Annotated in this window: 25 protein-coding genes; 19 read left to right on the top strand and 6 right to left on the bottom strand. The window is 72.3% G+C overall.

The window, feature by feature from the left end; all coding sequences use genetic code 11:
* Nucleotides 1-86 precede the first annotated feature (86 nt).
* Nucleotides 87-1,199 carry an alpha/beta hydrolase gene (locus tag ACWGN5_RS20170; protein WP_453516914.1) on the top strand — a complete coding sequence of 371 codons (1,113 nt, stop codon included), beginning with the start codon at nucleotides 87-89 and terminating at the stop codon, nucleotides 1,197-1,199.
* 25 nt (nucleotides 1,200-1,224) lie between these two features.
* On the opposite strand, the gene ACWGN5_RS20165 is transcribed toward ACWGN5_RS20170, so the two are convergent.
* On the bottom strand, nucleotides 1,225-2,220 hold the full coding sequence (locus ACWGN5_RS20165) for an ABC transporter ATP-binding protein (protein ID WP_453516911.1): 996 nt from the start codon (nucleotides 2,218-2,220) through the stop codon (nucleotides 1,225-1,227).
* Between the two features lie 143 nt (nucleotides 2,221-2,363).
* Between ACWGN5_RS20165 and ACWGN5_RS20160 the strand changes: the two genes are divergently transcribed.
* The 4 genes from ACWGN5_RS20160 (at nucleotide 2,364) to ACWGN5_RS20145 (ending at nucleotide 5,868) form a co-directional block, all read left to right on the top strand.
* Nucleotides 2,364-3,050: an ABC transporter permease gene (locus ACWGN5_RS20160; protein ID WP_453516908.1), complete on the top strand. Its 687-nt coding sequence runs from the start codon at nucleotides 2,364-2,366 to the stop codon at nucleotides 3,048-3,050.
* Between the two features lies 1 nt (nucleotide 3,051).
* Nucleotides 3,052-3,726, top strand: a complete 675-nt coding sequence (locus tag ACWGN5_RS20155; protein WP_453516906.1) for an ABC transporter permease — start codon at nucleotides 3,052-3,054, stop codon at nucleotides 3,724-3,726.
* Nucleotides 3,727-3,731: 5 nt separating this feature from the next.
* Nucleotides 3,732-4,730 carry an ABC transporter substrate-binding protein gene (locus ACWGN5_RS20150; protein ID WP_453516903.1) on the top strand — a complete coding sequence of 333 codons (999 nt, stop codon included), beginning with the start codon at nucleotides 3,732-3,734 and terminating at the stop codon, nucleotides 4,728-4,730.
* A 130-nt stretch (nucleotides 4,731-4,860) separates the two neighbouring features.
* A complete protein-coding gene (locus ACWGN5_RS20145; RefSeq protein WP_453516901.1) occupies nucleotides 4,861-5,868 on the top strand; it encodes a hypothetical protein in 1,008 nt (335 codons plus the stop codon).
* 349 nt (nucleotides 5,869-6,217) lie between these two features.
* On the opposite strand, the gene ACWGN5_RS20140 is transcribed toward ACWGN5_RS20145, so the two are convergent.
* Nucleotides 6,218-7,360 (bottom strand): NADH-quinone oxidoreductase subunit D, encoded by a 1,143-nt coding sequence (locus ACWGN5_RS20140; RefSeq protein WP_453516898.1) that lies wholly within the window; start codon nucleotides 7,358-7,360, stop codon nucleotides 6,218-6,220.
* 44 nt (nucleotides 7,361-7,404) lie between these two features.
* Nucleotides 7,405-8,388: an SAM-dependent methyltransferase gene (locus ACWGN5_RS20135; RefSeq protein WP_453516896.1), complete on the bottom strand. Its 984-nt coding sequence runs from the start codon at nucleotides 8,386-8,388 to the stop codon at nucleotides 7,405-7,407.
* A gap of 97 nt (nucleotides 8,389-8,485) precedes the next feature.
* On the opposite strand from ACWGN5_RS20135, the gene ACWGN5_RS20130 reads away from it, so the two are divergent.
* Together ACWGN5_RS20130 and ACWGN5_RS20125 are read left to right on the top strand one after the other, a co-directional pair.
* Nucleotides 8,486-9,688 (top strand): DUF7134 domain-containing protein, encoded by a 1,203-nt coding sequence (locus tag ACWGN5_RS20130; protein WP_453516894.1) that lies wholly within the window; start codon nucleotides 8,486-8,488, stop codon nucleotides 9,686-9,688.
* 22 nt (nucleotides 9,689-9,710) lie between these two features.
* On the top strand, nucleotides 9,711-10,385 hold the full coding sequence (locus ACWGN5_RS20125) for a response regulator (RefSeq protein ID WP_453516891.1): 675 nt from the start codon (nucleotides 9,711-9,713) through the stop codon (nucleotides 10,383-10,385).
* Between the two features lie 30 nt (nucleotides 10,386-10,415).
* On the opposite strand, the gene ACWGN5_RS20120 is transcribed toward ACWGN5_RS20125, so the two are convergent.
* Nucleotides 10,416-11,504 (bottom strand): DUF5937 family protein, encoded by a 1,089-nt coding sequence (locus ACWGN5_RS20120; RefSeq protein WP_453516888.1) that lies wholly within the window; start codon nucleotides 11,502-11,504, stop codon nucleotides 10,416-10,418.
* A 132-nt stretch (nucleotides 11,505-11,636) separates the two neighbouring features.
* On the opposite strand from ACWGN5_RS20120, the gene ACWGN5_RS20115 reads away from it, so the two are divergent.
* Nucleotides 11,637-11,840, top strand: coding sequence for a hypothetical protein (locus tag ACWGN5_RS20115; protein WP_453516886.1), 204 nt, complete (start codon nucleotides 11,637-11,639; stop codon nucleotides 11,838-11,840).
* A gap of 98 nt (nucleotides 11,841-11,938) precedes the next feature.
* On the opposite strand, the gene ACWGN5_RS20110 is transcribed toward ACWGN5_RS20115, so the two are convergent.
* Nucleotides 11,939-13,111, bottom strand: a complete 1,173-nt coding sequence (locus ACWGN5_RS20110) for a threonine aldolase family protein (RefSeq protein WP_453516884.1) — start codon at nucleotides 13,109-13,111, stop codon at nucleotides 11,939-11,941.
* A gap of 126 nt (nucleotides 13,112-13,237) precedes the next feature.
* On the opposite strand from ACWGN5_RS20110, the gene ACWGN5_RS20105 reads away from it, so the two are divergent.
* The 10 genes from ACWGN5_RS20105 to ACWGN5_RS20060 all read left to right on the top strand — a co-directional run bounded on the left by ACWGN5_RS20105 (nucleotide 13,238) and on the right by ACWGN5_RS20060 (nucleotide 21,273).
* Nucleotides 13,238-14,203: a Rossmann-like and DUF2520 domain-containing protein gene (locus ACWGN5_RS20105; protein WP_453516881.1), complete on the top strand. Its 966-nt coding sequence runs from the start codon at nucleotides 13,238-13,240 to the stop codon at nucleotides 14,201-14,203.
* A complete protein-coding gene (gene panC / locus ACWGN5_RS20100) occupies nucleotides 14,200-15,270 on the top strand; it encodes a pantoate--beta-alanine ligase (RefSeq protein WP_453516878.1) in 1,071 nt (356 codons plus the stop codon). The genes ACWGN5_RS20105 and panC overlap by 4 nt, the downstream gene beginning before the upstream one ends.
* Nucleotides 15,267-17,006: an L-aspartate oxidase gene (locus ACWGN5_RS20095; RefSeq protein WP_453516876.1), complete on the top strand. Its 1,740-nt coding sequence runs from the start codon at nucleotides 15,267-15,269 to the stop codon at nucleotides 17,004-17,006. Before panC ends, ACWGN5_RS20095 begins: the two co-directional genes overlap by 4 nt.
* Nucleotides 17,007-18,026, top strand: a complete 1,020-nt coding sequence (gene nadC, locus ACWGN5_RS20090; protein WP_453516873.1) for a carboxylating nicotinate-nucleotide diphosphorylase — start codon at nucleotides 17,007-17,009, stop codon at nucleotides 18,024-18,026.
* Complete coding sequence (locus ACWGN5_RS20085; protein ID WP_453516871.1) at nucleotides 18,026-18,832, top strand: type III pantothenate kinase; 807 nt, start codon at nucleotides 18,026-18,028, stop codon at nucleotides 18,830-18,832. Before nadC ends, ACWGN5_RS20085 begins: the two co-directional genes overlap by 1 nt.
* Nucleotides 18,833-18,945: 113 nt before the next feature.
* Nucleotides 18,946-19,518, top strand: a complete 573-nt coding sequence (locus tag ACWGN5_RS20080) for a hypothetical protein (protein WP_453517094.1) — start codon at nucleotides 18,946-18,948, stop codon at nucleotides 19,516-19,518.
* Nucleotides 19,519-19,532: 14 nt separating this feature from the next.
* Complete coding sequence (locus ACWGN5_RS20075; protein ID WP_453516869.1) at nucleotides 19,533-19,703, top strand: hypothetical protein; 171 nt, start codon at nucleotides 19,533-19,535, stop codon at nucleotides 19,701-19,703.
* A 126-nt stretch (nucleotides 19,704-19,829) separates the two neighbouring features.
* Complete coding sequence (locus ACWGN5_RS20070; protein ID WP_453516867.1) at nucleotides 19,830-20,249, top strand: BlaI/MecI/CopY family transcriptional regulator; 420 nt, start codon at nucleotides 19,830-19,832, stop codon at nucleotides 20,247-20,249.
* A gap of 15 nt (nucleotides 20,250-20,264) precedes the next feature.
* Nucleotides 20,265-20,783 carry an amino-acid N-acetyltransferase gene (locus tag ACWGN5_RS20065; RefSeq protein WP_369144902.1) on the top strand — a complete coding sequence of 173 codons (519 nt, stop codon included), beginning with the start codon at nucleotides 20,265-20,267 and terminating at the stop codon, nucleotides 20,781-20,783.
* Nucleotides 20,784-20,937: 154 nt separating this feature from the next.
* On the top strand, nucleotides 20,938-21,273 hold the full coding sequence (locus ACWGN5_RS20060; RefSeq protein WP_030324199.1) for a histone-like nucleoid-structuring protein Lsr2: 336 nt from the start codon (nucleotides 20,938-20,940) through the stop codon (nucleotides 21,271-21,273).
* On the opposite strand, the gene ACWGN5_RS20055 is transcribed toward ACWGN5_RS20060, so the two are convergent.
* Nucleotides 21,252-21,839, bottom strand: a complete 588-nt coding sequence (locus tag ACWGN5_RS20055) for an SCO3374 family protein (protein WP_453516864.1) — start codon at nucleotides 21,837-21,839, stop codon at nucleotides 21,252-21,254. The two genes, ACWGN5_RS20060 and ACWGN5_RS20055, sit on opposite strands and share 22 nt — an antisense overlap.
* A 461-nt stretch (nucleotides 21,840-22,300) precedes the next feature.
* Here ACWGN5_RS20055 and ACWGN5_RS20050 point away from each other — a divergent pair, with 461 nt between their 5' ends.
* Entirely contained in the window at nucleotides 22,301-24,823 is a 2,523-nt protein-coding gene (locus ACWGN5_RS20050) for an ATP-dependent Clp protease ATP-binding subunit (RefSeq protein WP_351177523.1), read from the top strand.
* The last annotated feature ends 28 nt before the right edge of the window (nucleotides 24,824-24,851 follow it).

Genomic DNA, 24,851 nt, shown 5'->3' with positions numbered 1-24,851 from the left:
GGCTGGTGCGCCTTCTATGACGGAGGCGCGCGGGGTCGGGTTCATTCGTCCACAGGAAAATCTCGGAAAGAAGGCTCGGACGTCTCATGGGTCTCACCAGCGACAAAGTCCTCGTGTCGGCCGTGGTGCTGGCCGTGGTGCTGTTCCTGGCCACGGTCTTGCTGTGGCCGAGGCTCGCGCGGCGCGGCTGGCGGCCGGTCGCGGGCCGGGTGGGGCTGCTGCTCGTGACCCAGGTGGCGCTGTTCGCGGCGGTGGGCCTCGCGGCGAATCGTTCGTTCCTCTTCTACGGCTCGTGGGCCGACCTGTTCGGGCAGGAGCAGGAGATGGGGGTGGTCGTCGACCACGCGGCCGGTTCGAAGGACGTACGGGTGGTGGGGACGCAGGCGGTCGACGTGCCCGGCGGCGGCCGTCCCTCGGTCGGCGGCCAGATCCAGAAGGTCGTGGTGGAGGGGGAGCGGTCGGGGATCGCCTCGCAGGCCTATGTGTACCTGCCGCCGGAGTACTTCCAGGCGCAGTACGCCAAGCGGACGTTCCCGGCGGCCGTGGTGCTCACGGGGTACCCGGGCACGGCGGAGAACCTGATCAAGGGCCTCAAGTACCCCCGGACGGCGTACCTCCAGGCGAAGGAGGGGCGGATGCAGCCGATGATCCTGGTGATGCTGCGTCCGACGGTGGCGCCGCCGCGGGACACCGAGTGCGTGGACATCCCCGGGGGCCCGCGGGCGGAGACCTTCTTCGCCGAGGACCTGCCGAAGGCGGTCTCGGAGACGTACCGGGTGGGGACGAAGGCGCGGAACTGGGGCTTCATGGGGAACTCGACGGGGGGTTACTGCGCGCTGAAGATCGCCCTCCACCATCCGGACCGGTTCGCGGCCGGTGCGGGCCTCTCGGCGTACTACAAGGCGGCGGAGGACGTCACCACCGGGGACCTGTTCCACGGGGACGCCGCGCTGCGCAGGCGGGGCGACCTGCTGTGGAGCCTGGACCACGGGAAGGTGGGGAACACCTCGTTCCTGGTGACCACGTCGAAGAAGGGCGAGGGCAACCTGAAGGCCACGCGGGAGTTCATCCGGAAGGTGAAGAGCCCGGCGCAGGTCTCGTCGATCGTCCTGGACAGCGGCGGCCACAACTTCAACACGTGGAACCGTGAGATCCCGCCGGGCCTGGTGTGGCTGGCCGAGAGGCTCAGCGCGGACTAGGGGCTGTCTTTCGGATCAGGCCGGATCAGGGTCGGACAGGCCCTGGGGCGTCTTCGGGTGCCGAGGCGCGGCGCAGGGCGCGGTGGACGCCGGCGGGGGTGAGGACGCCGAGCGGCCGGCCGTCCGCGCCGGTGACGGTGAGCCGGCCGGTGTCGTGCTGGAGGAGCGCGGCGAGGGCGTCCTTGAGGGAGGTCCCCAGGGTTACGGGGGCGGGGGCGCCGTCCGGGTCCTTGCCGGTGCCGGGTACGGGGTCGAGGTCGGCCTCGGTGACGGGGGTGACCGCGAGCCGCTTGAGGCCGCGGTCGCTGCCGACGAAGTCCGCGACGTACGGGGTGGCGGGGGAGCCGAGGACGGTGGCCGGCGTGTCGAACTGTTCGATGCGCCCGTGTCCGTAGACGGCCATGCGGTCGCCCATGCGGACGGCCTCCTCGATGTCGTGGGTGACGAGGAGGACGGTCTTGCGGACGGTGGCCTGGAGCGCGAGGAACTCGTTCTGGAGGCGCTCGCGGACGACCGGGTCGACGGCGCCGAAGGGCTCGTCCATGAGGAGGACGGGCGGGTCGGCGGCGAGGGCGCGGGCGACCCCGACGCGCTGGCGCTGCCCGCCGGAGAGCTGGGCGGGGTAGCGGGAGCCGTACACGGCCGGGTCGAGGCCGACGAGGTCGAGGAGTTCGGCCGCACGCGCGCGTGCGTCGGCCTTCTTCCAGCCGAGCAGGGCGGGGACGGTCGCGGTGTTGTCGAGGACCGTGCGGTGCGGGAAGAGCCCGACCTGCTGGATGACGTAGCCGATCTTGCGGCGCAGGGCGACCGGGTCGACGCCGGCGATGTCCTTCCCGTCGACGAGGACGCGGCCGGAGGTCGGCTCGACGAGCCGGTTCACCATCATCATCGTGGTCGTCTTGCCGCAGCCGGACGGGCCGACCAGGGTGACGAGTTCGCCCTCGGCGACCTCGAAGGAGAGGTCGTCGACCGCCGTCGTGCCGTCGTCGTACCGCTTGGTCACGTGCTCGAACCGGATCATGGTTCCCCATTCTGTCCCCTGGGTGCCGGGGGTGTGTGAAGGGCGTGTTGCCGCATTGTGGCGGGTCTCGGGGATTGTCGGTGGCGGGGGTTAGGGTCGTCACACAAGCGTTCGGGAGGGTCGACGAACCGGGGGGAGGGACGATGAGCGCGCCGAACTGTCTGGTCACGAACGACTGGATCTGCGGTGAGTATCTGCGCACGCGCGGCGAGGAGTTGACGGACGCGCTGCTCCAGCATGTGGGAATCACGGTCGCGTCCGTGCTGATCGCGCTCGCCGTCGCGGTGCCCCTCGCGCTGCTCGTCCGCGCCCGGCCCCGGTTCGCCGGCCCGGTCCTCGGTCTGACCACCCTGCTCTACACGGTGCCGTCGCTCGCGATGTTCTCGCTGCTGCTGCCCTTCTTCGGGCTCTCGGCGGCGCTGGTCGTGACGGGCCTCGTGCTGTACGCGCTGACGATCCTCGTGCGGAACACCCTGGCGGGGCTCGCCGCCGTGCCGGCCGAGACCCGGGAGGCCGCCCGGGGCATGGGGTACGGCTCGCTGCGGATGCTCTGGCAGGTCGAACTCCCCCTCGCGCTCCCGGTGCTGATGGCGGGGATACGGATGGCGACGGTCTCCACGATCGCGCTGACGACGGTCGGTTCGGTCGTCGGCCGCGGCGGCCTGGGCAATCTCATCGAGGACGCGTTGCCGACCTTCTTCAAGGCGCAGATGCTCGCCGCCTCGGTGCTGTGCGTGCTGCTCGCCGTCACCGCCGACCTGCTGCTCCTGGGCCTCCAGCGGCTGCTGACGCCGTGGACCCGGATACGGACCGCGCCGGGAGGTGGGTGAGATGGGCATCGTGACGGACGCCTGGGGCTGGCTCACCACCGGCGCGCACTGGACGGGCGAGGACGGCATCGGGCAGCGGCTCACCGAGCACGTGTACGTGAGCGGGGCCGCGCTCCTGATCGCCGCGGCGCTCGCGCTGCCCCTCGGCCTGTGGCTCGGCCACCTCGGCCGGGGCGGGGCGCTCGCGGTGAACGTGTCGAACGTGGGACGGGCGATCCCCGTCTTCGCGGTCCTCGCCCTGTTCATGGTGTCGCCCCTGCGGAACGCCGGCTATGTCCCGACCGTGGTGGCCCTCGTGCTGTTCGCGATACCCCCGCTCCTCACCAACGCGTACGTGGGGGTCCGGGAGGTGGACCGGGCCGCGGTCCGGGCCGCGCGGGGCATGGGGATGACGGGCGGCCAGCTCTTCCTCCGGGTCGAACTCCCGCTGGCCCGGCCCGTGGTGATGACCGGGGTCCGCTCGGCCGCGGTCCAGGTGGTCGCCACGGCGACGGTCGCCGCGATGGTCGGACAGGGCGGCCTGGGCCGGATCATCACGGCCGGCTTCGCCACGTACGACACCGCGCAGGTCGTCGCGGGCGCCGTGCTCGTGGCGCTGCTCGCCCTCCTGGTGGAGGGCGTCCTGGTGGCCGCGGACCGCCTTTTCGACCGACACGGACGACTTGTTGAACGCTGACTGGGATGGGTGATGTCGTGAACAGGGTCTCGCGTATCGCGGGCGCGCTGCTGGGTACGGCGGCGCTGACCGCCGCCCTCGCGGCGTGCGGCGGTGACAGCCTGGAGGAAGGCAAGCAGAAGGGCTCCGGGAGCTCCGGCGGCTCTGCCGGCGGGGAGAAGGGCTCGCTGGTGGTCGGCGCGGCCGCCTTCACGGAGGCCAAGGTCCTCGCCGAGCTGTACGCGCAGTCGCTGCGGGCCGCCGGATACTCGGTGTCCATCACGACGGTGAAGAATCGCGAGCTGTACGAACCCTCCCTCGAGAAGGGCGAGATCGACGTCGTCCCGGAATACGCGGCGACGATCGCGGAATTCCTCAACGCGAAGGTGAACGGGCCGAAGGCGCCCGAGGACAAGCCGGTCGCCTCGGGCGACGTGACGGCCACCGTGGACGCGCTGCGGAAGCTCGCCGAACCGCGCGGTCTGAAGGTGCTCGCGGCGGGAGAGGCCGTCGATCAGAACGCCTTCGCGGTGACGAAGGAATTCGCCGAGAAGAACAAGCTGACGACGCTTTCCGATCTCGGCGCCTCGAAGCTGAAGGTGAAGATCGCCGCCGGTGACGAATGCGCGGTGCGGCCCTTCTGCGCGCCCGGTCTGGAGAAGACGTACGGGATCGACGTGGCCGGGATCGACCCCAAGGGCGTCGGTACGCCGCAGGCCAAGCAGGCGGTCAAGGACGGCGTGGACCAGCTGGTCCTGACGACCACCACGGACGCCACGATCGACACGTACGGTCTCGTCTTCCTGACCGATGACAAGCACCTGCAGAACGCGGACAACGTGCTGCCGGTGGTCAACGCCAAGGACGCGGGCTCTCCGGAGATAGCCGCCGCCCTCGACAAGATCACCAAGGTGCTGACCACAGCGGATCTCGCCGAACTCAACCGCAAGGTGGACGCCGAGCGGGCGAAGCCCGAGGACGTCGCCAAGGAGTATCTGGAGACGAAGGGGCTGCTCAAGAAGTAGGCGGCGGGGGAGGGGAGTCGGCCCGAAACGGAACCGGAACCATCGATATCCACTTCTGATGGCGAGAAGTGGCCAAGAGATTGCCGGGCCGACGCCCCACATGGCGCCTACGCACGGTAAATTTCAGGCCATGCCACGTGGACGCCACCGCCATTCCCCGCCTCTGCACAAGCTGCTGCCGCCCTCCGCGGTCGCCGGCGCCGCGGTCGTGTGCGCCGCGGCCGCCTGGCTGCCCGGCGACCCGGTGATCGCGCGGCTGCTCGCGGCCGCGGCGGCGGTCGCCGCCATCACCGGTGCCGTCCTCATGCGCAGTTGGGACCGGAGCGCCGGTCTGAAGGTCGCCGAGCTGGACCGGGCGCGCGCCGCCGAGGTGTGGAAGGCCGAGGAGCGGACCGCCGAGCTGGAGGCCGACCTGGAGGAGTCCCGCGCTCTCCGCGCCCGGCTCGACGCCAAGCTCCGCGCCAAGCGCGTGGAGCTGGCCGGGCTGCGCGGCGAGCACGCCGACCTGCTCCGCCGGTACGCCACCGCGGAGACCGAGCGGGCCAGCGCCCTCGAAGGCCGCCGCGTCCTCGCCCTGGAGACGAGCGCCGCGACCGAGGCGAAGGCGCTGCCGGCCGGTGGCTCCACGCCCACCCCGGAGGCGTACCGCCGCGCCGCCCAGGCGCTGCGCGACCTCCCCCGCAACGCCGCGGCCCAGCAGGCCCGCCGCACGGCCGAGGCGGCCCGCGCCCGCGACCTCGCCGAGCGCGCCCGGGAGACGGAGGAGCCGCAGGGGAAGCACGCGGCGGCCGCCGGAACCGAGCAGCACTCCCGTACGGCCGCCACCGCTCCCGCGCTCCCGCCCGCCTCCACCACCGCCGCTGCCGCCCTGCCGGCGGTGCCGGTCGCGGCCGCGATCGTGCCGTACGCGGCGCGCAGGCCCGTTCCGCGGCCCGAGGGCGGCTTCGACTTCTTCGGTACGCAGAAGGCGGCGGCGGTCATCGAGGCCGTGCAGAACTCCGACCTCGCGGACGTCGTGGGCGAGGAGGTCCTGGCTCTGGCGGCGCCGCGGGCGATCGGGCAGGTCATCGACCTGACGGCCCACGACGAAACGGAACAACTGGACGTGGCGGAACTCCGAGGCGCGGTCAACTCCTGACGACGCGCCCCCCCGTGTGGGCCCGCGCCCGCTGCCCGTGTGGGCAATCGTCCCGCAGGGCGGGACGGGTGGGCACACGGGACGGCGCCCTTCCGCGGCGCCTCCGCGTTCCGCGCCTTGGCCCGCACCACGACTGCGCCGTCACCAGGGGTGCGGGTTCAGGCTCGGGAGCCTCTGGCGCCGGCAAGGGCGCCGTCCGTTGTGCCCACCCTCCCCCAAGCTCTCGGCTTCGCTCGAGCAGGGGGGACCCCCATCGCCCCTTGCGGAACGCCTGCCCACAACGGGGTGGGCACCGCCCCGGAGGAACGCCTGCCCACAACGGGCGGAAGCGCGCCCACAACGGGGCCCGTTACTTGTCGATGTCGCCGACGACGAAGAACAGCGAGCCCAGGATCGCCACCATGTCCGCGACCAGCGTCCCCGGCAGCAGTTCCACCAGCGCCTGGATGTTGTTGAAGGACGCCGAGCGCAGCTTCAGCCGGTACGGGGTCTTCTCGCCCTTGGACACCAGGTAGTAGCCGTTGACGCCGAGCGGGTTCTCGGTCCAGGCGTACGTGTGCCCCTCCGGCGCCTTGAGCACCTTCGGCAGCCGCTGGTTGATCGGCCCTGGCGGCAGCTCGGCCATCCGGTCCAGGCAGGCGTCCGCCAGGTCCAGGGAGTTGTGCGTCTGGTCGAGCAGGCACTCGAACCGCGCGAGACAGTCGCCCTCCTGCCGCACGGCGACCTTCAGGGTGTCCTGGAGCTCCCCGTACGCGAGGTACGGCTCGTCGCGGCGCAGGTCGAAGTCGACCCCCGAGGCACGGGCGATGGGCCCCGACACCCCGTACGCGTGGACGGTCGACGGCGCGAGGACCCCAACCCCGCGCGTACGGCCGCGGAAGATCTCGTTGCCGAGGACCAGCCGGTCGTACACGTCCATCCGCGACCGCACGTCCGCGACGGCCTGTCGCGCCCGCCCCAGCCAGCCGGCCGGCAGGTCCTCCTTGAGGCCGCCGACCCGGTTGAACATGTAGTGCATCCGGCCGCCGGAGACCTCCTCCATCACCGCCTGGAGCTCCTCGCGCTCCCGGAAGGCGTGGAAGACGGGCGTGATCCCGCCCAGTTCGAGCGGGTACGAGCCGAGGAACATCAGGTGGTTGAGGACCCGGTTCAGCTCGGCGAGGAGCGTCCGCGTCCACACGGCCCGCTCCGGGACCTCCATGCCGAGCATCCGCTCGACGGCCATGACGACGCCGAGCTCGTTGGAGAAGGCGGACAGCCAGTCGTGGCGGTTGGCCAGCATGATGATCTGCCGGTAGTCGCGCGCCTCGAAGAGCTTCTCGGCGCCCCGGTGCATATAGCCGATCACCGGCTCGGCGTGCCGGACGACCTCGCCGTCGAGCACGAGCCGGAGCCGGAGCACGCCGTGGGTCGAGGGGTGCTGCGGGCCGATGTTCAGCACCATGTCGGTGCTCTCCGCCGCGCCGCCGATTCCGACCGTCGTCTCCGTCATGCGGCCAGTATCCCCCGCGGCCCGGCGGCCCCGGGCCCCTCGGGTCAGCGGACGGCGCCCGGGACCCGCTGGATCAGCCAGAGGAAGTCGCCGAGACCGCCCCGGGCGGTGAGCTCCGCCGCCTCGCCCGCGGAGGCGAGCGCGCGGACGTACCCGGCGGGGTCGGTCGAGGCGAGCGCGAGCGGCGGCCGCTCCCCGGACACCCCGAGCCGCCCGAGGGCCTCCCGCTGCGTGACCAGCTCCGCGGCGGGGAGCCCCGCCGTGAGCCCCGCGCACGCGTCCAGCGCCACATGGGAGGTCACGTCGCAGCTGCCGTCCGGGACGGGCGGGACCTCGCGGCCCGCGCGGAAGCCGGTCAGGGAGCCGAAGGGCGGCCGGGAGGCCCGTACGTGCGCGTAGTCCACGGCCACCGCGCGGCCCGCCGTCAGCGAGCCGACCGCCGCCGCCCAGGCCTCGTCGCGGGGCCGCCCGATCTCGGCCCGCGTGCCCGGTTCCCGCAGCGGCCACCAGCGGGCCAGCCAGTCGGCGTCCGGGCCGGTGACGGGGGCGCCGAGCCGTTCGCTGCCGTCCGGGGCGACCTCCACGTACCGGACCGTGCCCGCCGGGTCCGCCTCGGCGACGTCCGCCGGCACGTTGTCGAGCCACTCGTTCGCGAAGAGCAGCCCCCGCACGCCCTCCGGCACCCGGTCCGTCCACTCCACCCGTGGGTCGAGCCCGTCCGGGCGGGCCGCGCGCTCGACCGCGTACGCCCGTACGGAGAGCGAGGACCCGACGGCCGCGAGCACCGCCGTCAGGAGCTCGCCGCGCCCCGCGCCCACGTCCACCAGGTCGACCCCGTCCGTCCCCAGCTCCTCCGCGACCTCGCCGAGCAGCCGGGCCACGGCCGCCGCGAAGAGCGGGGAGGCGTGCACCGAGGTGCGGAAGTGCCCCGCCGGTCCCTCGGTGCGCAGATAGAAGCCCCCGGGGCCGTACAGCGCCCGCTCCGTGGCCTCCCGCCACCCCTGCCACTGACACGTCTCATCCGTCACGTGCCCCAGTCTCCACCTCGGGGAGTACGGGTCCCGCGCCAAGGATCGGCCCCACGGTTGATCCCTGCACCTATCTCTCTTCCCTACTCTGGGTGACGTGCAGCGCCTTTACGACTTCATTCGCAGACACCCGACGGGCGTCGACACCTTCTGGGCCGTCGTCCTCCTCGGGTTCTCCCTGCTGTGGGTGGTGTCGGCGGGCACGGTGGGCGGCAGCGGCCTCGGGTACGGCGTCGTGGCCCTGCTCTTCTCCCTGGTCGTGGCCCTGCGGCGCCGGGCGCCGGAGAGGATGCTGCTGCTGGCGGTCGCGCTGGGGCTGACCCAGCTCGCCCTCGGCCTGGTGCCGTTCATGGCCGACTTCGCCATGCTCGTGATCATCTTCACGGTCGCGGCGCACGACGGCCCCCGCTGGGCGTCCCGCCTCGCCCTCATCGGCGGACTCAGCGCCTCGACGCTCTCCCAGCTCAGATGGCCCATGGAGGGCTCGGAATCCGGCGCCGCCAAGGTCTTCTTCACGATCATCATGACCGTGCCGTTCGCCCTCGCCTGGGTGCTCGGCGACTCGCTCCGCACCCGCCGGGCCTACTTCGCGCAGCTGGAGGAGCGGGCCTCCCGCCTGGAGAAGGAGCGCGAGGCCCAGGCGAAGGTCGCGGTCGCCGCCGAGCGCGCCCGCATCGCCCGCGAGCTGCACGACGTCGTCGCGCACAACGTGTCGGTGATGGTGGTCCAGGCCGACGGCGCCGCCTATGTCATGGACTCCTCCCCGGAGACCGCCAAGCAGGCCCTGGAGACGATCTCCACCACGGGCCGGCAGGCGCTCGCCGAGATGCGCAGACTCCTCGGGATCCTGCGCACCGGCGAGCACCAGGAGGCCGGGGAGTACGTGCCGCAGCCCGACGTCCAGCAGATCGAGGACCTCGTCGAGCAGGTGCGGGGGGCCGGTCTCACCGTCGACTTCGCGATCGAGGGGAGCCCCCGCCCGCTGCCCAGCGGCGTCGAGCTCACCGCGTACCGGATCGTGCAGGAGGCCCTCACCAACACGCGCAAGCACGGCGGTCCCGACGTCGGCGCCAGCGTGCGGCTCGTCTACTTCGACGACGGTCTCGGTCTGCTCGTCGAGGACGACGGCCGGGGCGCTCCGCAGGAGATGTACGAGGACGGGGGCGCCGACGGGCGGGGCCACGGTCTGATCGGCATGCGGGAGCGGGTCGGCATGGTGGGCGGCACCCTGGACGCGGGGCCGCGGCCCGGCGGCGGTTTCCGGATCAGCGCCCTGCTCCCCCTCAAGCCCGCTCACTGACGACCCCTAAGGAACTGACCTGATGTCCATCCGCGTGATGCTCGTCGACGACCAGGTGCTGCTGCGGACCGGTTTCCGCATGGTGCTCGCCGCCCAGCCGGACATGGAGGTCGTGGCGGAAGCGGGCGACGGGGTCGAGGCCCTGGAGGTGCTGCGTTCCACGGCGGTCGACGTCGTCCTGATGGACGTGCGCATGCCCAAGCTGGACGGGGTGGAGACGACCCGGCGGATCTGCTCCGAGCCGGACGCCCCGAAGGTGCTGATCCTGACGACCTTCGACCTCGACGAGTACGCGTTCTCGGGGCTCAAGGCGGGTGCGAGCGGCTTCATGCTGAAGGACGTGCCGCCGGCGGAGCTGCTCGGCGCGATCCGCTCGGTGCACAGCGGCGACGCGGTGGTGGCGCCGTCGACCACGCGCCGGCTCCTGGACCGCTTCTCGCCGATGCTGCCGTCCTCGGGCAAGGAGCCCGAGCACAAGGAGCTGGGGCGGCTGACGGACCGGGAGCGGGAGGTGATGATGCTGGTCGCGCAGGGTCTGTCGAACGGCGAGATCGCCGCTCGGCTGGTCCTCTCCGAGGCGACGGTGAAGACGCACGTGGGCCGCATCCTGACCAAGCTGGGCCTGCGCGACCGGGTCCAGGTCGTGGTCCTGGCGTACGAGACGGGCCTGGTCCGGGCGGGCGGCGGGGCGATCTAGCCCGCTGCTCCTACCGGCTCCTACCGGCTCCTACCGGAGCACCGACTCCAGGAAGTCGCTGCCCAGCCGGGCGACGACGGCCACGTCGAGCTGGTGGAGCACGTACCGGCCGCGGCGCTGGGTGGTGATCAGCCCGGCCTTCTTGAGGACCGCGAGGTGGCGGGAGACCTCGGGCGCGGTGATGTTGTACGCGTCGGCCAGCTCGCTCGTCGTGCTGGAGCCGCGCGCCAGACTGCGGCAGAGCCGCATCCGCATGGGATGGGCGACGGCCTCCAGGCGCAGTTTGACCGCCTCGACGGAGGCCGCGCCGCCGAGGTCGCGGGCGGGGATCGGGTACTGGATGACGGGCTGCCAGCCGGGCGTGTACAGCGCGAACAGGTGCGGCCAGCCGAAGGCCGTCGGCAGGAACGTCACCGCGGTTCCCTCGGCGCTGGTCCGGCCCTGGACGAGCTTGTCGACGACGATCCGGGAGCCCTTCTCGTCCTCCTCCAGGCTCATCGCGGCGGAGGCGTCGGCGACGGCCTCGGCCAGCCCCTTGCGGCGCATGAGCTCGGTCTTGTGGCGGGCGTCGGCGGCGAGCTGGATCCGGACCCGGCGCCAGGTGTCCGCGAAGAAGGCCTCGTCGCAGTCCTCCATGAGCCGCCGGACCCACGCGCGCGTGCTGGGCGGGTCGGTCAGCATCCGCTCCACGAACGCGGCCTGGCGCGGGCCGCGCGCGGCCGCCAGGTCCTGGGCGCGGCGGCGCATCCGCTCGTCGACGAGCGGGGAGGGCGCGCCGTGCACGTACGTGCTGTTGCAGGAGATCTCCAGGGCGGAGCCGACGAACTGCTCGTCGTCCATGCGGTCGAGGTCGTCCAGCTCCTCCGCGAGGGTCTCCCGGGGCCGCGCGGGCAGCAGGATGTCCGAGCGGGTGGAGTTCCACATGAAGTCGGCCTCGTGGAGCCGGTCCGCGAGCTCCGGCTTCAGGGCCGCGGTCGTCGTGGTGGTCCAGGCGTGCAGCCGGGGGTGGTGCGTGGGCTCGGCGAGGGCGTGCAGGGCGGCGCCCAGCTCGGCCAGCGGCGAGGGGCAGAAGGTGATCCGCTCGTGCGGCAGTCCGGTGATGTCGATCGTCACGCTCACCCGTCCATGGTGCGGGGTGGGCCGGGGGAGCTGTCGTCCCGTTTGACGGGGGTCGTCAATCGACGGGCCCCGGATTGACGGGGGTCGTCAATCCGGGGGCCGGGCCGCGGCGGCGCGGCGCACGGTGAGGCCATGAACGCGCTGCACCAGTACCTCTTCGACACCTACCGCGCCGCCCGGCTCGGCGAACCGATGCCGCCGGCGCCGGGCACCCGGGACGTCGCCGTGCTCCGGGCCGTCCGCGAGCGCCGCCGCCTCGAACGCGCGGCGGCGGCCCGCCGTCCGCGCGGCGCCGTCCGCACGGCCCTGCACCGCTGGCTGCACCCCGCCGACTAGGGCCGCCGGCCGGCCGCACCCGGCCGACCAGGACCGTCGGCCGGCCGGACGCGGCCGACCAGGACCGTCAGCCGGCCGGACGCGGCCGACCAGGGCCGTCAGCCCTCCACGCGCGCCAGGAAGTCCCGTACCGCCTCCTTCACGTCCTCCGCCGTCCACTCCAGGCCCGGTTCGGTCACCGTCAGCTCCGTGAACGCCACTCCCGGCGGGCCGCCCGCGCCCGGGGAGAACCAGCGGCGGAAGAACGCGCCGCCGGTGTCCTCGGTCTGGGCGAGGGCCGCCGCCGTCAGGACGTCCGGGTCGTACGGCAGCCAGACCTGGAACTGGTGGGTGTGCGGGGTCTCGGGGTGGATCCGCGACCAGCCGGTGCCCGCCTCCGCGAGCGCCTCCCGGACCGCGTCGGCCACCACGCGCGCGTGTGCCACGTACGAGGGCAGCCGGGGCAGCTCGACGTCCAGGCCCCGCAGCGCGGAGAGCGCCGCCGGGTACTGCTGGAAGACCATCCCCCCGTACCGGTGGCGCCAGATCCTGGCCTCCTCCACGAGGTCCTCGGGGCCGGCGAGCGCGGCCCCGGACATGCCGCCGAGGGACTTGTAGAACGAGACGTACACGCTGTCGGCGAGCTCCGCGATCTCCGCGAGCCCGCGGCCGAAATGTGTCGTGCACTCCCACAGCCGGGCCCCGTCGAAGTGGACGACCGCGTCCCGCTCCCGGGCCGCCGCCACCACCTCGGTGAGCTCCTCCCAGGACGGCAGCACGAAGCCGGCGTCCCGCAGCGGCAGCTCCAGCATCAGCGTCCCGAAGGGCTCGGGGTGGTCCCGCACCTCCTCGGCGGTGGGCAGCCGGGGCGCGTCGGTCGGGTGGACCGTACGGAGCCCGGACACGGCCGCGAACGCCCCGTTCTCGTGGACCTCGGGGTGGGCGAGCGGGTGGAGGGCGACGACGGGGCTGCCGGTGCGCCCGGCCCAGCAGCGCAGCGCCACCTGCTGGGCCATCGTGCCGGTGGGGAAGAAGACGGCGGCGGGGAGGCCGAGCTCCTCGGCGACGCGCCGCTCCAGCTCCTCCACGAGCCCGTTCCCGTACGTGTCGAGCGGGGCCTCCTCGTGCCCCGCGGCCTCCGCCCAGGCGGCCAGTTCGCGCAGCCGCTCCCCGACCGTGCCGTCCACGGAGGTGTTCCACAGCCTGCGCTCGGCGCCGCCCCAGACCTTCGCCCGGTGGAGCCGGGTCGCTTCCTCGTCCACAGGATTCTCCACAGGAGTCACAGGATTCATGGGCCGATCATCACACCACCGCCCACACCCTGTGGACAGCCACGGAGGCGGCACGAAACGCTGGCGTAGCATGACCAGAAATCGTCCGGTACCCGCCGAGGACTGGAACGGAAGGCCGTCCCCACCGTGAACGCACAAACAACTCCGGAGCCCCGGGCCGAGGACCGACCCGCCCGGCTCACCGTCGGAGTCGTCGGCGCGGGCCGGGTCGGCCCCGCCCTCGCCGCCTCGCTCCGGCTCGCCGGGCACCGCCCCGTCGCCGTCTCGGCGGTCTCCGACGCCTCCCGGCGCCGTGCCGCCGAACTCCTGCCCGACGTCCCCGTCGTCGAGCCCGCCCGTGTCCTGGCCCTGGCCGACCTGGTCCTCCTGACCGTGCCGGACGACGCGCTGCCGGGCCTCGTCGAGGGCCTCGCCGACACCGGAGCCGTACGGCCTGGCCAGCTGCTCGTGCACACCTCCGGGCGGTACGGGGCGCGGGTCCTCGACCCCGCCCGCCGGGCCGGCGCGCTGCCGCTCGCCCTGCACCCCGCCATGACCTTCACCGGCACCGCCGTCGACGTCCAGCGGCTGGCCGGCTGCTCCTTCGGGGTCACCGCGCCCGAGGAGCTGCGGCTCGCCGCCGAGGCGCTCGTGATCGAGATGGGCGGCGAGCCCGAGTGGATCGCCGAGGAGGCCCGCCCGCTCTACCACGCGGCCCTGGCCCTCGGCGCGAACCACCTGGTCACCCTGGTGGCCCAGTCGATGGAGCTGCTCCACAAGGCCGGCGTCGCCGCCCCCGACCGCATGCTGGGCCCCCTCCTGGGCGCCGCCCTGGACAACGCCCTGCGGTCCGGGGACGCGGCCCTCACCGGCCCCGTCGCGCGCGGTGACGCCGGTACGGTCGCCGCCCACGTCGCCGAGCTGCGCAAGCACGCGCCCGGCACCGTCGCCGGCTATCTGGCGATGGCCCGCACGACCGCCGACCGGGCGCTCGCGCACGGCCTGCTCAAGCCCGAGCTGGCCGAGGACCTGCTGGGCGTGCTCGCCGAGCCGCTGAGCGGCGCCGCCCACCCCGCCGACCCCACCGACGGGCCGCAAGGAGACGACCGATGAGCCTGTTCGCCCGCGAGAGCGCCGAAGGAGGCCGTCCCGCCCGCCACGAGCCGGCCGCGCTGGTCTCCGACGTCCAGGAGCTGGCGGACGCGGTCGCGCACCACGGCGCCCCCGGCCGCAACGCCGTGGTCATGACCATGGGCGCCCTCCACGAGGGCCACGCCACCCTGATCCGGGCCGCACGCGAGCGCGTGGGCGCCAAGGGCTTCGTCGTCGTCACCGTCTTCGTCAACCCGCTCCAGTTCGGTGCAGGCGAGGACCTCGACCGCTACCCCCGTACCCTCGACGCCGACCTGGAGCTGGCCTTCGACGCGGGCGCGAGCGCCGTCTTCGCGCCCTCCGTCGACGAGGTCTACCCGGGGGGCGAGCCCCAGGTGCGGATCACCGCCGGTCCCATGGGCGAGCGACTCGAAGGCGCCTCCCGGCCCGGCCACTTCGACGGCATGCTGACGGTCGTCGCCAAGCTGCTCCACCTCACCGCGCCCGACCTGGCCTTCTTCGGCCAGAAGGACGCCCAGCAGCTGGCCCTGATCCGCCGCATGGTCAAGGACCTGAACTTCCCCGTCGAGATCGTCGGCGTGGAGACCGTCCGCGAGACCGACGGCCTCGCCCTCTCCAGCCGCAACCGGTACCTGTCGGCCGGGGAGCGGCGGACGGCCCTGGCGCTGTCCCGCGCGCTGTTCGCGGCCCGTGAGCGGCTCGCCGCGCAGGAGGCGCTGCGCGCGCGTGCCGCCTCGCTGCCGGGCGCCCAGGGCCGGGCCGAGAACCGTGCCGAGGCGCTGTCCCGGATCGGCGAGGCCCGGGCCGCCGCCGACGCCCACGCGGTCGCGCAGGCCGCCGAGGGCGGCTGCGCCGATGCCGTACGGGCCGCGGCCCGCGCCGTCCTGGACGAGGCGGCCAAGGCGGAGCCGCCGCTCACCCTGGACTACCTGGCCCTCGTGGACCCGGCCGACTTCACCGAGGTCGCCGACGGCCACGACGGTGAGGCGGTCCTCGCCGTCGCCGCGCGCGTGGGGAGCACGCGGCTCATCGACAACATCCCTCTGACCTTCGGAGCCACCAAGTGACCGGAATACGGCTGCATGCGCCCGCGCCGGGCTGGGCCATCGATGCCGACGTCGTCGTGGTCGGCTCCGGCGTCGCGGGTCTGACCGCCGCCCTGCGGTGCACCGCCGCCGGGCTCCGTACGGTCGTCGTCACCAAGGCGCGGCTCGACGACGGCTCCACCCGCTGGGCCCAGGGCGGCGTCGCGGCCGCGCTCGGCGAGGGCGACACCCCCGAGCAGCACCTGGACGACACCCTCGTCGCGGGTGCCGGGCTGTGCGACGAGCAGGCCGTGCGGGCCCTGGTCACGGAGGGCCCGGACGCCGTCCGCCGCCTGATCTCGACCGGCGCCGACTTCGACAAGACCTCCGACGGCGAGATCGCGCTGACCCGGGAGGGCGGCCACCACCGCCGCCGGATCGCCCACGCGGGCGGGGACGCGACCGGCGCCGAGATCTCCCGCGCCCTGGTCGAGGCGATACGGGACCGGGGCGTGCGCTTCATCGAGCACGCCCTCGTCCTGGACCTCCTGACGGACGCCGAGGGCCGCACGGCGGGCGTGACCCTGCACGTCATGGGCGAGGGCCAGCACGACGGCGTCGGCGCCGTCCACACGCCCGCGGTGGTCCTGGCCACCGGCGGCATGGGCCAGGTCTTCTCCGCCACGACCAACCCGGGCGTCTCCACCGGCGACGGCGTCGCGCTTGCGCTGCGGGCCGGGGCCGAGGTCTCCGACCTGGAGTTCGTCCAGTTCCACCCCACGGTGCTGTTCCTCGGGACCGGCTCCGAGGGCCAGCAGCCGCTGGTCTCCGAGGCGGTACGCGGCGAGGGCGCCCATCTGGTCGACGCCGACGGGGTCCGCTTCATGCTCGGGCAGCACGAGCTGGCCGAGCTGGCGCCCCGGGACATCGTCGCCAAGGCGATCACCCGCCGGATGCAGGAGCAGGGCACCGACCACATGTACCTCGACGGCCGTCACTTCGGCGCCGAGATGTGGGCGGAGCGCTTCCCGACGATCCTGGCGGCCTGCCGGGCCCACGGCATCGACCCGGTGACGGAGCCGATCCCGGTCGCCCCGGCCGCCCACTACGCCTCCGGCGGCGTCCGCACGGACCTGCGGGGCCGGACCACCGTGCCGGGCCTGTACGCGTGCGGGGAGGTCGCCTGCACGGGCGTCCACGGCGCCAACCGGCTGGCCTCGAACTCGCTCCTGGAGGGCCTGGTCTTCGCCGAGCGGATCGCCGAGGACGTCGTGGCGAGCGCCCCCGGCCGCGGTCCCGCCGTCCCGGTGGAGCACCCGGCCCCGGTGGTCCTGCCGCTGCTCGACCCCGCCGCCCGGCACCGTATCCAGCGCACCATGACGCTGGGCGCCGGAGTGATCAGGTCCGCCGAGAGCCTGCGCACGGCCGCCCGGGAACTGGACGCCTTCCACATCCCGGCCGTCCCCGGCGAGCGCGAGCGCGCCGAGGCCCCGGCCGTCCCGGGCGCGACCGCGGCCGGCGACCGGAAGTCCGCCGAGCCGGGCGTGGAGGCCTGGGAGACCACCAACCTGCTCTCCGTCGCCCGCCTCCTGGTCGCGGCAGCGTCCCGCCGCGAGGAGACCCGCGGCTGCCACTGGCGCGAGGACCACCCCGACCGGAACGACGCGGAGTGGCGCAGGCACCTCGTCGTCCATCTGACCCCTGAGCGGACCCTCGACGTCCGCACCACCGACACCGCCGACTTTCCCCCCACCCTCGACGCCCCCAGGGAGCCGTAAGTGAGCACGCCCGAGGAAGCCCGTCCCGAGCCCGTGGACGTCCCTCTCATCCAGATCAACACGGTCTCCTCCGAGGAGTCCGGCGGCTGCGGCGACGGCTGCGGCTGCGGCGACGGCGAGGAGTTCGAGTGCGGGCTCGACCCCGCGCTCGCGCAGCTGCTCGCCGACGCCGGTCTCGACCCCGTCCAGGTCGAGGACATCGCCCACCTCGCGATCGCCGAGGACCTCGACGGCGGGGTGGACGTCACGACCGTGGCGACCGTCCCCGAGGACGCCGTCGCGACCGCCGACTTCACCGCCCGCGAGGCCGGTGTCGTGGCCGGCCTGCGGGTCGCCGAGGCCGTCCTGTCGATCGTCTGCACCGACGAGTTCGAGGTCGAGCGGCACGTCGAGGACGGCGAGCGCGTCGAGGCCGGGCAGGTGCTGCTCAGCGTCACCGCCCGCACCCGCGACCTGCTGACCGGCGAGCGCAGCGCGCTCAACATCCTGTGCCGCCTCTCCGGCATCGCCACCGCCACGCGCGCGTGGGCGGACGTCCTGGAGGGCACGAAGGCCAGGGTCCGCGACACCCGCAAGACGACTCCGGGCCTGCGCGCCCTGGAGAAGTACGCGGTCCGCTGCGGCGGCGGCGTCAACCACCGCATGTCGCTCTCCGACGCGGCCCTGGTGAAGGACAACCACGTGGTGGCGGCCGGCGGCGTCGCCGAGGCCTTCAAGGCCGTCCGCGAGCTGTTCCCCGAGCTGCCGATCGAGGTCGAGGTCGACACGATGCACCAGGTCCGCGAGGTCCTGGACGCGGGCGCCGACCTGATCCTGCTGGACAACTTCACCCCGATCGAGACCGAGGAGGCCGTCGCCATCGTCGCGGGCCGCGCCGTCCTGGAGTCCTCGGGCCGGCTGACCCTGGAGAACGCGGCGGCGTACGCGGCGACCGGCGTCGACTACCTGGCGGTCGGCGGCCTCACCCACTCCTCCCCCATCCTCGACATCGGCCTCGACCTGCGCGAGGTGCGCTCCTGATGCTGCTCACCATCGACGTCGGCAACACGCACACGGTGCTCGGTCTCTTCGACGGCGAGGAGATCGTCGAGCACTGGCGGATCTCCACGGACCCGAGCCGCACCGCCGACGAGATGGCGGTCCTGCTCCAGGGCCTCATGGGCATGCATCCGCTGCTCGGCGTCGAGCTGAGCGACGGCATCGAGGGGATCGCCATCTGCGCGACGGTCCCCTCGGTGCTGCACGAGCTGCGCGAGGTGACCCGCCGGTACTACGGGGACGTGCCGGCGGTCCTCGTGGAGCCGGGCGTCAAGACGGGGGTGCCGATCCTCACGGACAACCCGAAGGAGGTCGGCGCCGACCGCATCATCAACGCGGTCGCGGCCGTCGAGCTGTACGGCGGTCCGGCGATCGTCGTGGACTTCGGCACGGCGACGACGTACGACGCGATCTCCGCGCGCGGCGAGTACGCGGGCGGCGCGATCGCCCCGGGCATCGAGATCTCGGTGGAGGCCCTGGGCGTCAAGGGCGCCATGCTCCGCAAGATCGAGCTGGCCCGCCCGCGCAGCGTGATCGGCAAGAACACGGTCGAGGCCATGCAGTCGGGCATCGTCTTCGGGTACGCGGGCCAGGTCGACGGCGTGGTGGCCCGGATGAAGCGCGAACTGGTCGGTCCGAAGGGCGACCCCTCCGACGTCACGGTGATCGCCACCGGCGGTCTGGCCCCGATGGTCCTCGCCGACTCGAAGGAGATCGACGAGCACGAGCCCTGGCTGACCCTGATCGGCCTGCGCCTCGTCTACGAGCGGAACGTCTCGCGCATGTGAGGCGGGCGCCCGGGGGTGATCATTCCGGCGCGCCGGAATGATCGCTAAGAGAAAATTGTCCGATTAGCGCGTATCGTCGCCCCATGCCCACGCCATACGGATCCCGCGGCGGCATGGCGTTCAGCGCGGACGAGCTGCGTGTGCTCCGCCGCGCCCTTGCCATCGCCCTCCACCCTGCCCCCCTCCAGGACGAGGACGTCCAGGACTGCCTGCGCCTGGCCGACTCCGTGGACGAGGCGGTACGCGAGGCCGGCCGGCTGCGCGCCTTCCTCCTCGACGACCTGGCCCGGTACCGCGAGGCGCTGCCCGGGTCCCTCAGCGGCTATCTGGAGCTGCTCAGGGACGCCCTGGCCGCCGGGTACGACCCCGGCGCCGACGACCTCGCCGCCCTCCGCGCGCTGCGCCGCAATCCGGCCGCCGCCGAGCTGCTCGCCCGCTGCCAGGTCCTCGCCGAGCGCTCCGTACGCGCGCGCCTGGCCCGGGTCTCCCAGGCCACCGCCTCGACCGCGCCCTCCGTCTCCCGGGCCCGGCTGCTCGCCCTGCCCGGCGGACGCGCGGCGGCCGACGAGCCCAAGCCGAAGCCGCCCGCCCCGGCCGAACGCCCGGTCCCCAAGCCCTCCGAGGTCTTCCCGCCACGCCGACGCCCCGTCCCCCCGCCCCCACCGGAGGAGCGGGCCGCCGGATAGCTACTCTGGACGGCATGGACTACGTATCCGCGCTCCTGCCTCCCGTGGTGATGGCCGCGTTCTTCATCGCCCTCGTCACCGTGATCGTCAAGAGCCAGGGCGGCCCGAACACGGCCAAGGAGGACGCCGTCGTGGACGCCGCCCTCGCCCGCGCCGAGGCCGCCCGCCAGGCGGACGGCTCCTAGCTCCGCCCCGTACAGAAGCAGCAAGGCAGTGCCAAGGGTGTGCGACCGCTTCCGGTCGTGCACCCTTTTCGTCGTTCTTGAGCGGCAATAGACGTTTATTGGCGTTTCTCCCACTAGGGTGGCATTGTGCCCCGCCCCTTGGGAGAACTCGAAGACGCCGTCATGACGCGCGTCTGGCAATGGAACCGCCCGGTCACCGTCCGGGAAGTCCTGGAGGACCTTCAGCAGGAACGGTCCATCGCCTACACCACCGTCATGACCGTCATGGACAATCTCCATCAGAAGGGCTGGGTCCGCCGCGAGGTCGAAGGCCGCGCCTATCGATATACGGCGGTCTCCACCCGCGCCGCCTACTCCGCCGCCCTCATGAACGAGGCCTGGGCGCAGAGCGACAACCCCGCCGCCGCACTCGTCGCCTTCTTCGGCATGATGTCGCCGGAACAGCGGGAGTCCCTGAACGACGCCATCCGGATCGTCCAGCGCGACAACCCCCTCCCCGCCGCCCCGCGCGAGGCCGAGGGTGACGAAGGGACGCCCCGCCCGTAGCGATAGCGTCCCCCCATGTCGACCTCCGCCAAAGCCGTCACCGTACGCAGGGCCCGCACCAGCGATGTGCCCGCGGTCCGCCGTCTCGTCGATCCTTTCGTGCAGCGCGGCATCCTGCTCGACAAGGCGACCGTGACGCTTTACGAGTCCATCCAGGAGTTCTGGGTCGCGGAACGCGACGAGGACGCCGTCGTGGTCGGCTGCGGCGCACTCCACGTCATGTGGGAAGACCTCGCCGAAGTCCGCACTCTCGCCGTCGATCCCGACTTCAAGGGAGCCGGCGTCGGACATCAGGTGCTGGACAAGTTGTTGCACACCGCCCGATGGCTCGGGGTGCGGCGGGTATTCTGCCTGACCTTCGAAGTCGACTTCTTCGCGAAGCACGGCTTCGTGGAGATCGGCGAGACCCCGGTCGACGGAGATGTCTACAGCGAGCTCCTGCGTTCCTATGACGAGGGAGTCGCCGAGTTCCTCGGTCTCGAACGAGTGAAGCCGAACACCTTGGGCAACAGCCGGATGCTTCTGCACCTGTGAGACGGAAGCCGGGCGATCCTCTCGCGGAACCCTATGTCCGAATCGCGCACGTTTCCCGCGTTGCCGGGGATCTGAACCTCTCCCAGGGGTTTGTGTTTTTCCGGGAAAAGCGGTTTCCTTTCCGCGTACTGCATTTTCGATGAAAGGAAATCCGGTGGCACAGAAGGTTCAGGTCCTTCTTGTCGACGACCTCGACGGCGTCGAGGCGGACGAGACCGTGACGTTCGCGCTGGACGGCAAGACCTACGAGATCGACCTCACCACCGCCAACGCGGAAAAGCTCCGTGGCCTGCTCGAGCCGTACACCACGAGTGGCCGTCGCACCGGTGGCCGCACCACCGGCGGACGCGGCAAGGGCCGCGCCGTGGCGACGGGCAGCCAGGACACCGCGAAGATCCGCGCGTGGGCCAAGGAGAACGGCATGAACGTCAACGACCGCGGCCGCGTCCCCGCCGACATCAAGGCCGCCTACGAGGACGCGAACCGCTGAGGCGACAGCTGCTGAGCCGCCCCACGGGTACGGGCACTCAGCAGCCGCACCCGATGGCACTCCGCCGCGGCGGCGGCCACGAGACGCACCAGACAGGGGGCGTCCGCGACGCCCCAGGGCGCGGACCGCAGCGCCGGAAGCGAGGACTCGACCTCGCGACCCGGCGCGGGCGCCCGCAGCCACACCGCGTCGCCCGGCGCGCCGGAACCGCTCCACCCCGGGGGAAGGGGTGCGGTCGTCCGGCCGCCGGCACCACGCACGGCGAGATCCAGCGAGATCCCGCCCCACTCCAGCCAGTCGAGCAGTCCCGGTAGCTCCTCCGCGCTCCCCGCGGCCACGAGCAGCCCCATCCGGCGCCCCATCAGGGCCACCGGCCCCGTCAGCGCGCCCATCCGGCGCAGCACGCCCCGGCCGGCCGCGGCGGGCAGTTCCAGGACGTCGAAGCGCAGCCCCGTGACCAGCTCCGCCGGCGGGCCCGCCACCGCGGCCCAGCCGAGCTCGTCCTCGTACCACCGCGCGATCCCGCCGTCGGACGGCGTGCGGGGGAGCGGGACGGTGAAAGCCATGCCCGGGGAACTCCCGAGGGGGCCCGTTGGTTACGCCCGCGGTGACACACCGTCCCCCGGCGAACGCGCAAGGTGTCCGTGATGAGGCGTACGCGTGCATTCGGCAGCGCAAGGGTGTTCGCTGGTAGCGGAGGGAACCGGGGTGCGCCGCATGGAGTGTCAGTGCTTACGGGTAAGACATTCCTAGTGGAGAGGGGCGACTCGCGGGCTTCGGCGTCTCACGTTCGCCATCGGCGTACTGATGGCGCGGGTAACTACTTGGCCTGCGGGAACATCGTCTCGCACCATCGGGTTGGAGCATTTGTCGGCTGTTCGGCAGCAGGTCTCCCCGCTTGAGAGGGGGTGATCCGGACGGATGTCGGCAGTTGGAATGAGCGGTCCCCGCTTGCGGGACTAAGCTGCGGAAGGACAGGGAGGGGATCGACCCCTAACTGACTGACCGCTCTGAGGAGCGATTAACGATGTTCGAGAGGTTCACCGACCGCGCGCGGCGGGTTGTCGTCCTGGCTCAGGAAGAAGCCCGGATGCTCAACCACAACTACATCGGCACCGAGCACATCCTTCTGGGCCTTATCCACGAGGGTGAGGGTGTCGCCGCTAAGGCCCTGGAGAGCCTCGGGATTTCGCTCGAGGCGGTCCGCCAGCAGGTGGAGGAGATCATCGGCCAGGGCCAGCAGGCCCCGTCCGGGCACATCCCCTTCACCCCTCGTGCCAAGAAGGTCCTGGAGCTGTCGCTCCGGGAGGCCCTCCAGCTCGGCCACAACTACATCGGCACCGAGCACATCCTGCTCGGCCTGATCCGCGAGGGCGAGGGCGTCGCCGCCCAGGTCCTCGTGAAGCTGGGCGCCGACCTCAACCGGGTGCGGCAGCAGGTCATCCAGCTGCTCTCCGGCTACCAGGGCAAGGAAGCCGCCACGGCCGGCGGTCCTGCCGAGGGCACCCCCTCGACGTCCCTGGTCCTCGACCAGTTCGGCCGGAACCTCACCCAGGCTGCCCGCGAATCCAAGCTCGACCCGGTCATCGGGCGCGAGAAGGAGATCGAGCGGGTCATGCAGGTGCTGTCCCGCCGCACCAAGAACAACCCGGTCCTCATCGGCGAGCCCGGCGTCGGCAAGACCGCCGTCGTCGAGGGCCTGGCGCAGGCCATCGTCAAGGGCGAGGTGCCCGAGACCCTCAAGGACAAGCACCTCTACACCCTGGACCTCGGCGCGCTGGTCGCCGGCTCCCGCTACCGCGGTGACTTCGAGGAGCGCCTGAAGAAGGTCCTCAAGGAGATCCGCACCCGCGGCGACATCATCCTGTTCATCGACGAGCTCCACACCCTCGTGGGTGCGGGTGCCGCCGAGGGCGCGATCGACGCCGCCAGCATCCTCAAGCCGATGCTGGCCCGCGGTGAGCTCCAGACCATCGGTGCCACCACGCTCGACGAGTACCGCAAGTACCTGGAGAAGGACGCGGCCCTCGAGCGCCGCTTCCAGCCCATCCAGGTCGCCGAGCCGTCGCTGCCGCACACGATCGAGATCCTCAAGGGTCTGCGCGACCGGTACGAGGCCCACCACCGGGTCTCCATCACCGACGAGGCCCTCGTCCAGGCCGCGACCCTGGCCGACCGGTACATCTCGGACCGCTTCCTCCCGGACAAGGCGATCGACCTGATCGACGAGGCCGGCTCCCGGATGCGCATCCGCCGGATGACCGCGCCGCCGGACCTCCGCGAGTTCGACGAGAAGATCGCCGGCGTCCGCCGCGACAAGGAGTCCGCGATCGACTCGCAGGACTTCGAGAAGGCCGCGTCCCTGCGCGACAAGGAGAAGCAGCTCCTCGCCGCGAAGGCCAAGCGGGAGAAGGAGTGGAAGGCCGGCGACATGGACGTCGTCGCCGAGGTCGACGGCGAGCTGATCGCCGAGGTCCTCGCGACCGCCACCGGCATCCCGGTCTTCAAGCTGACCGAGGAGGAGTCCTCGCGTCTGCTCCGCATGGAGGACGAGCTCCACAAGCGCGTCATCGGCCAGAAGGACGCCGTCATCGGCCTCTCGCGGGCCATCCGCCGTACCCGTGCGGGTCTCAAGGACCCGAAGCGCCCCGGTGGCTCGTTCATCTTCGCCGGCCCGTCCGGTGTCGGTAAGACCGAGCTTTCGAAGGCGCTCGCCGAATTCCTCTTCGGCGACGAGGACGCGATGATCTCCCTCGACATGTCGGAGTTCAGCGAGAAGCACACGGTTTCCCGTCTCTTCGGTTCGCCGCCCGGATACGTCGGCTACGAAGAGGGCGGCCAGCTCACCGAGAAGGTGCGCCGCAAGCCGTTCTCCGTCGTCCTCTTCGACGAGGTCGAGAAGGCCCACCCCGATATCTTCAATTCCCTTCTCCAGATCCTGGAGGACGGTCGCCTGACCGACTCCCAGGGCCGGGTCGTGGACTTCAAGAACACGGTCATCATCATGACCACCAACCTCGGGACCAGGGACATCTCGAAGGGCTTCAACCTGGGCTTCGCCGCCCAGGGCGACACGAAGTCCAACTACGAGCGGATGAAGGCGAAGGTCAGCGACGAGCTGAAGCAGCACTTCCGCCCGGAGTTCCTCAACCGTGTGGACGACATCATCGTCTTCCCGCAGCTGACGCAGGAGGACATCCTCCAGATCGTCGACCTGATGATCAGCCGCGTCGACGAGCGCCTCAAGGACCGGGACATGGGCATCGAGCTCTCCCAGTCCGCGAAGGAGCTGCTCGCCAAGAAGGGTTACGACCCGGTGATGGGCGCCCGGCCGCTGCGCCGGACGATCCAGCGCGAGATCGAGGACACGCTCTCGGAGAAGATCCTCTTCGGCGAGCTGCGCCCCGGTCACATCGTGGTCGTGGACACGGAGGGCGAGGGCGAGGAGCGCAAGTTCACCTTCCGCGGCGAGGAGAAGACGGCCCTGCCGGACGCCCCGCCGATCGAGGCGACGGGCGGCACGGGCCCGAACCTCTCGAAGGACGCGTGACGCACGCGCTGAGCGCTGAGCGGTAAGG

This window comes from Streptomyces sp. NPDC055815 (assembly GCF_053616475.1).
Note: the sequence above shows the minus strand (reverse complement) of the source record. Positions and strands in the feature narration are given on the sequence as shown.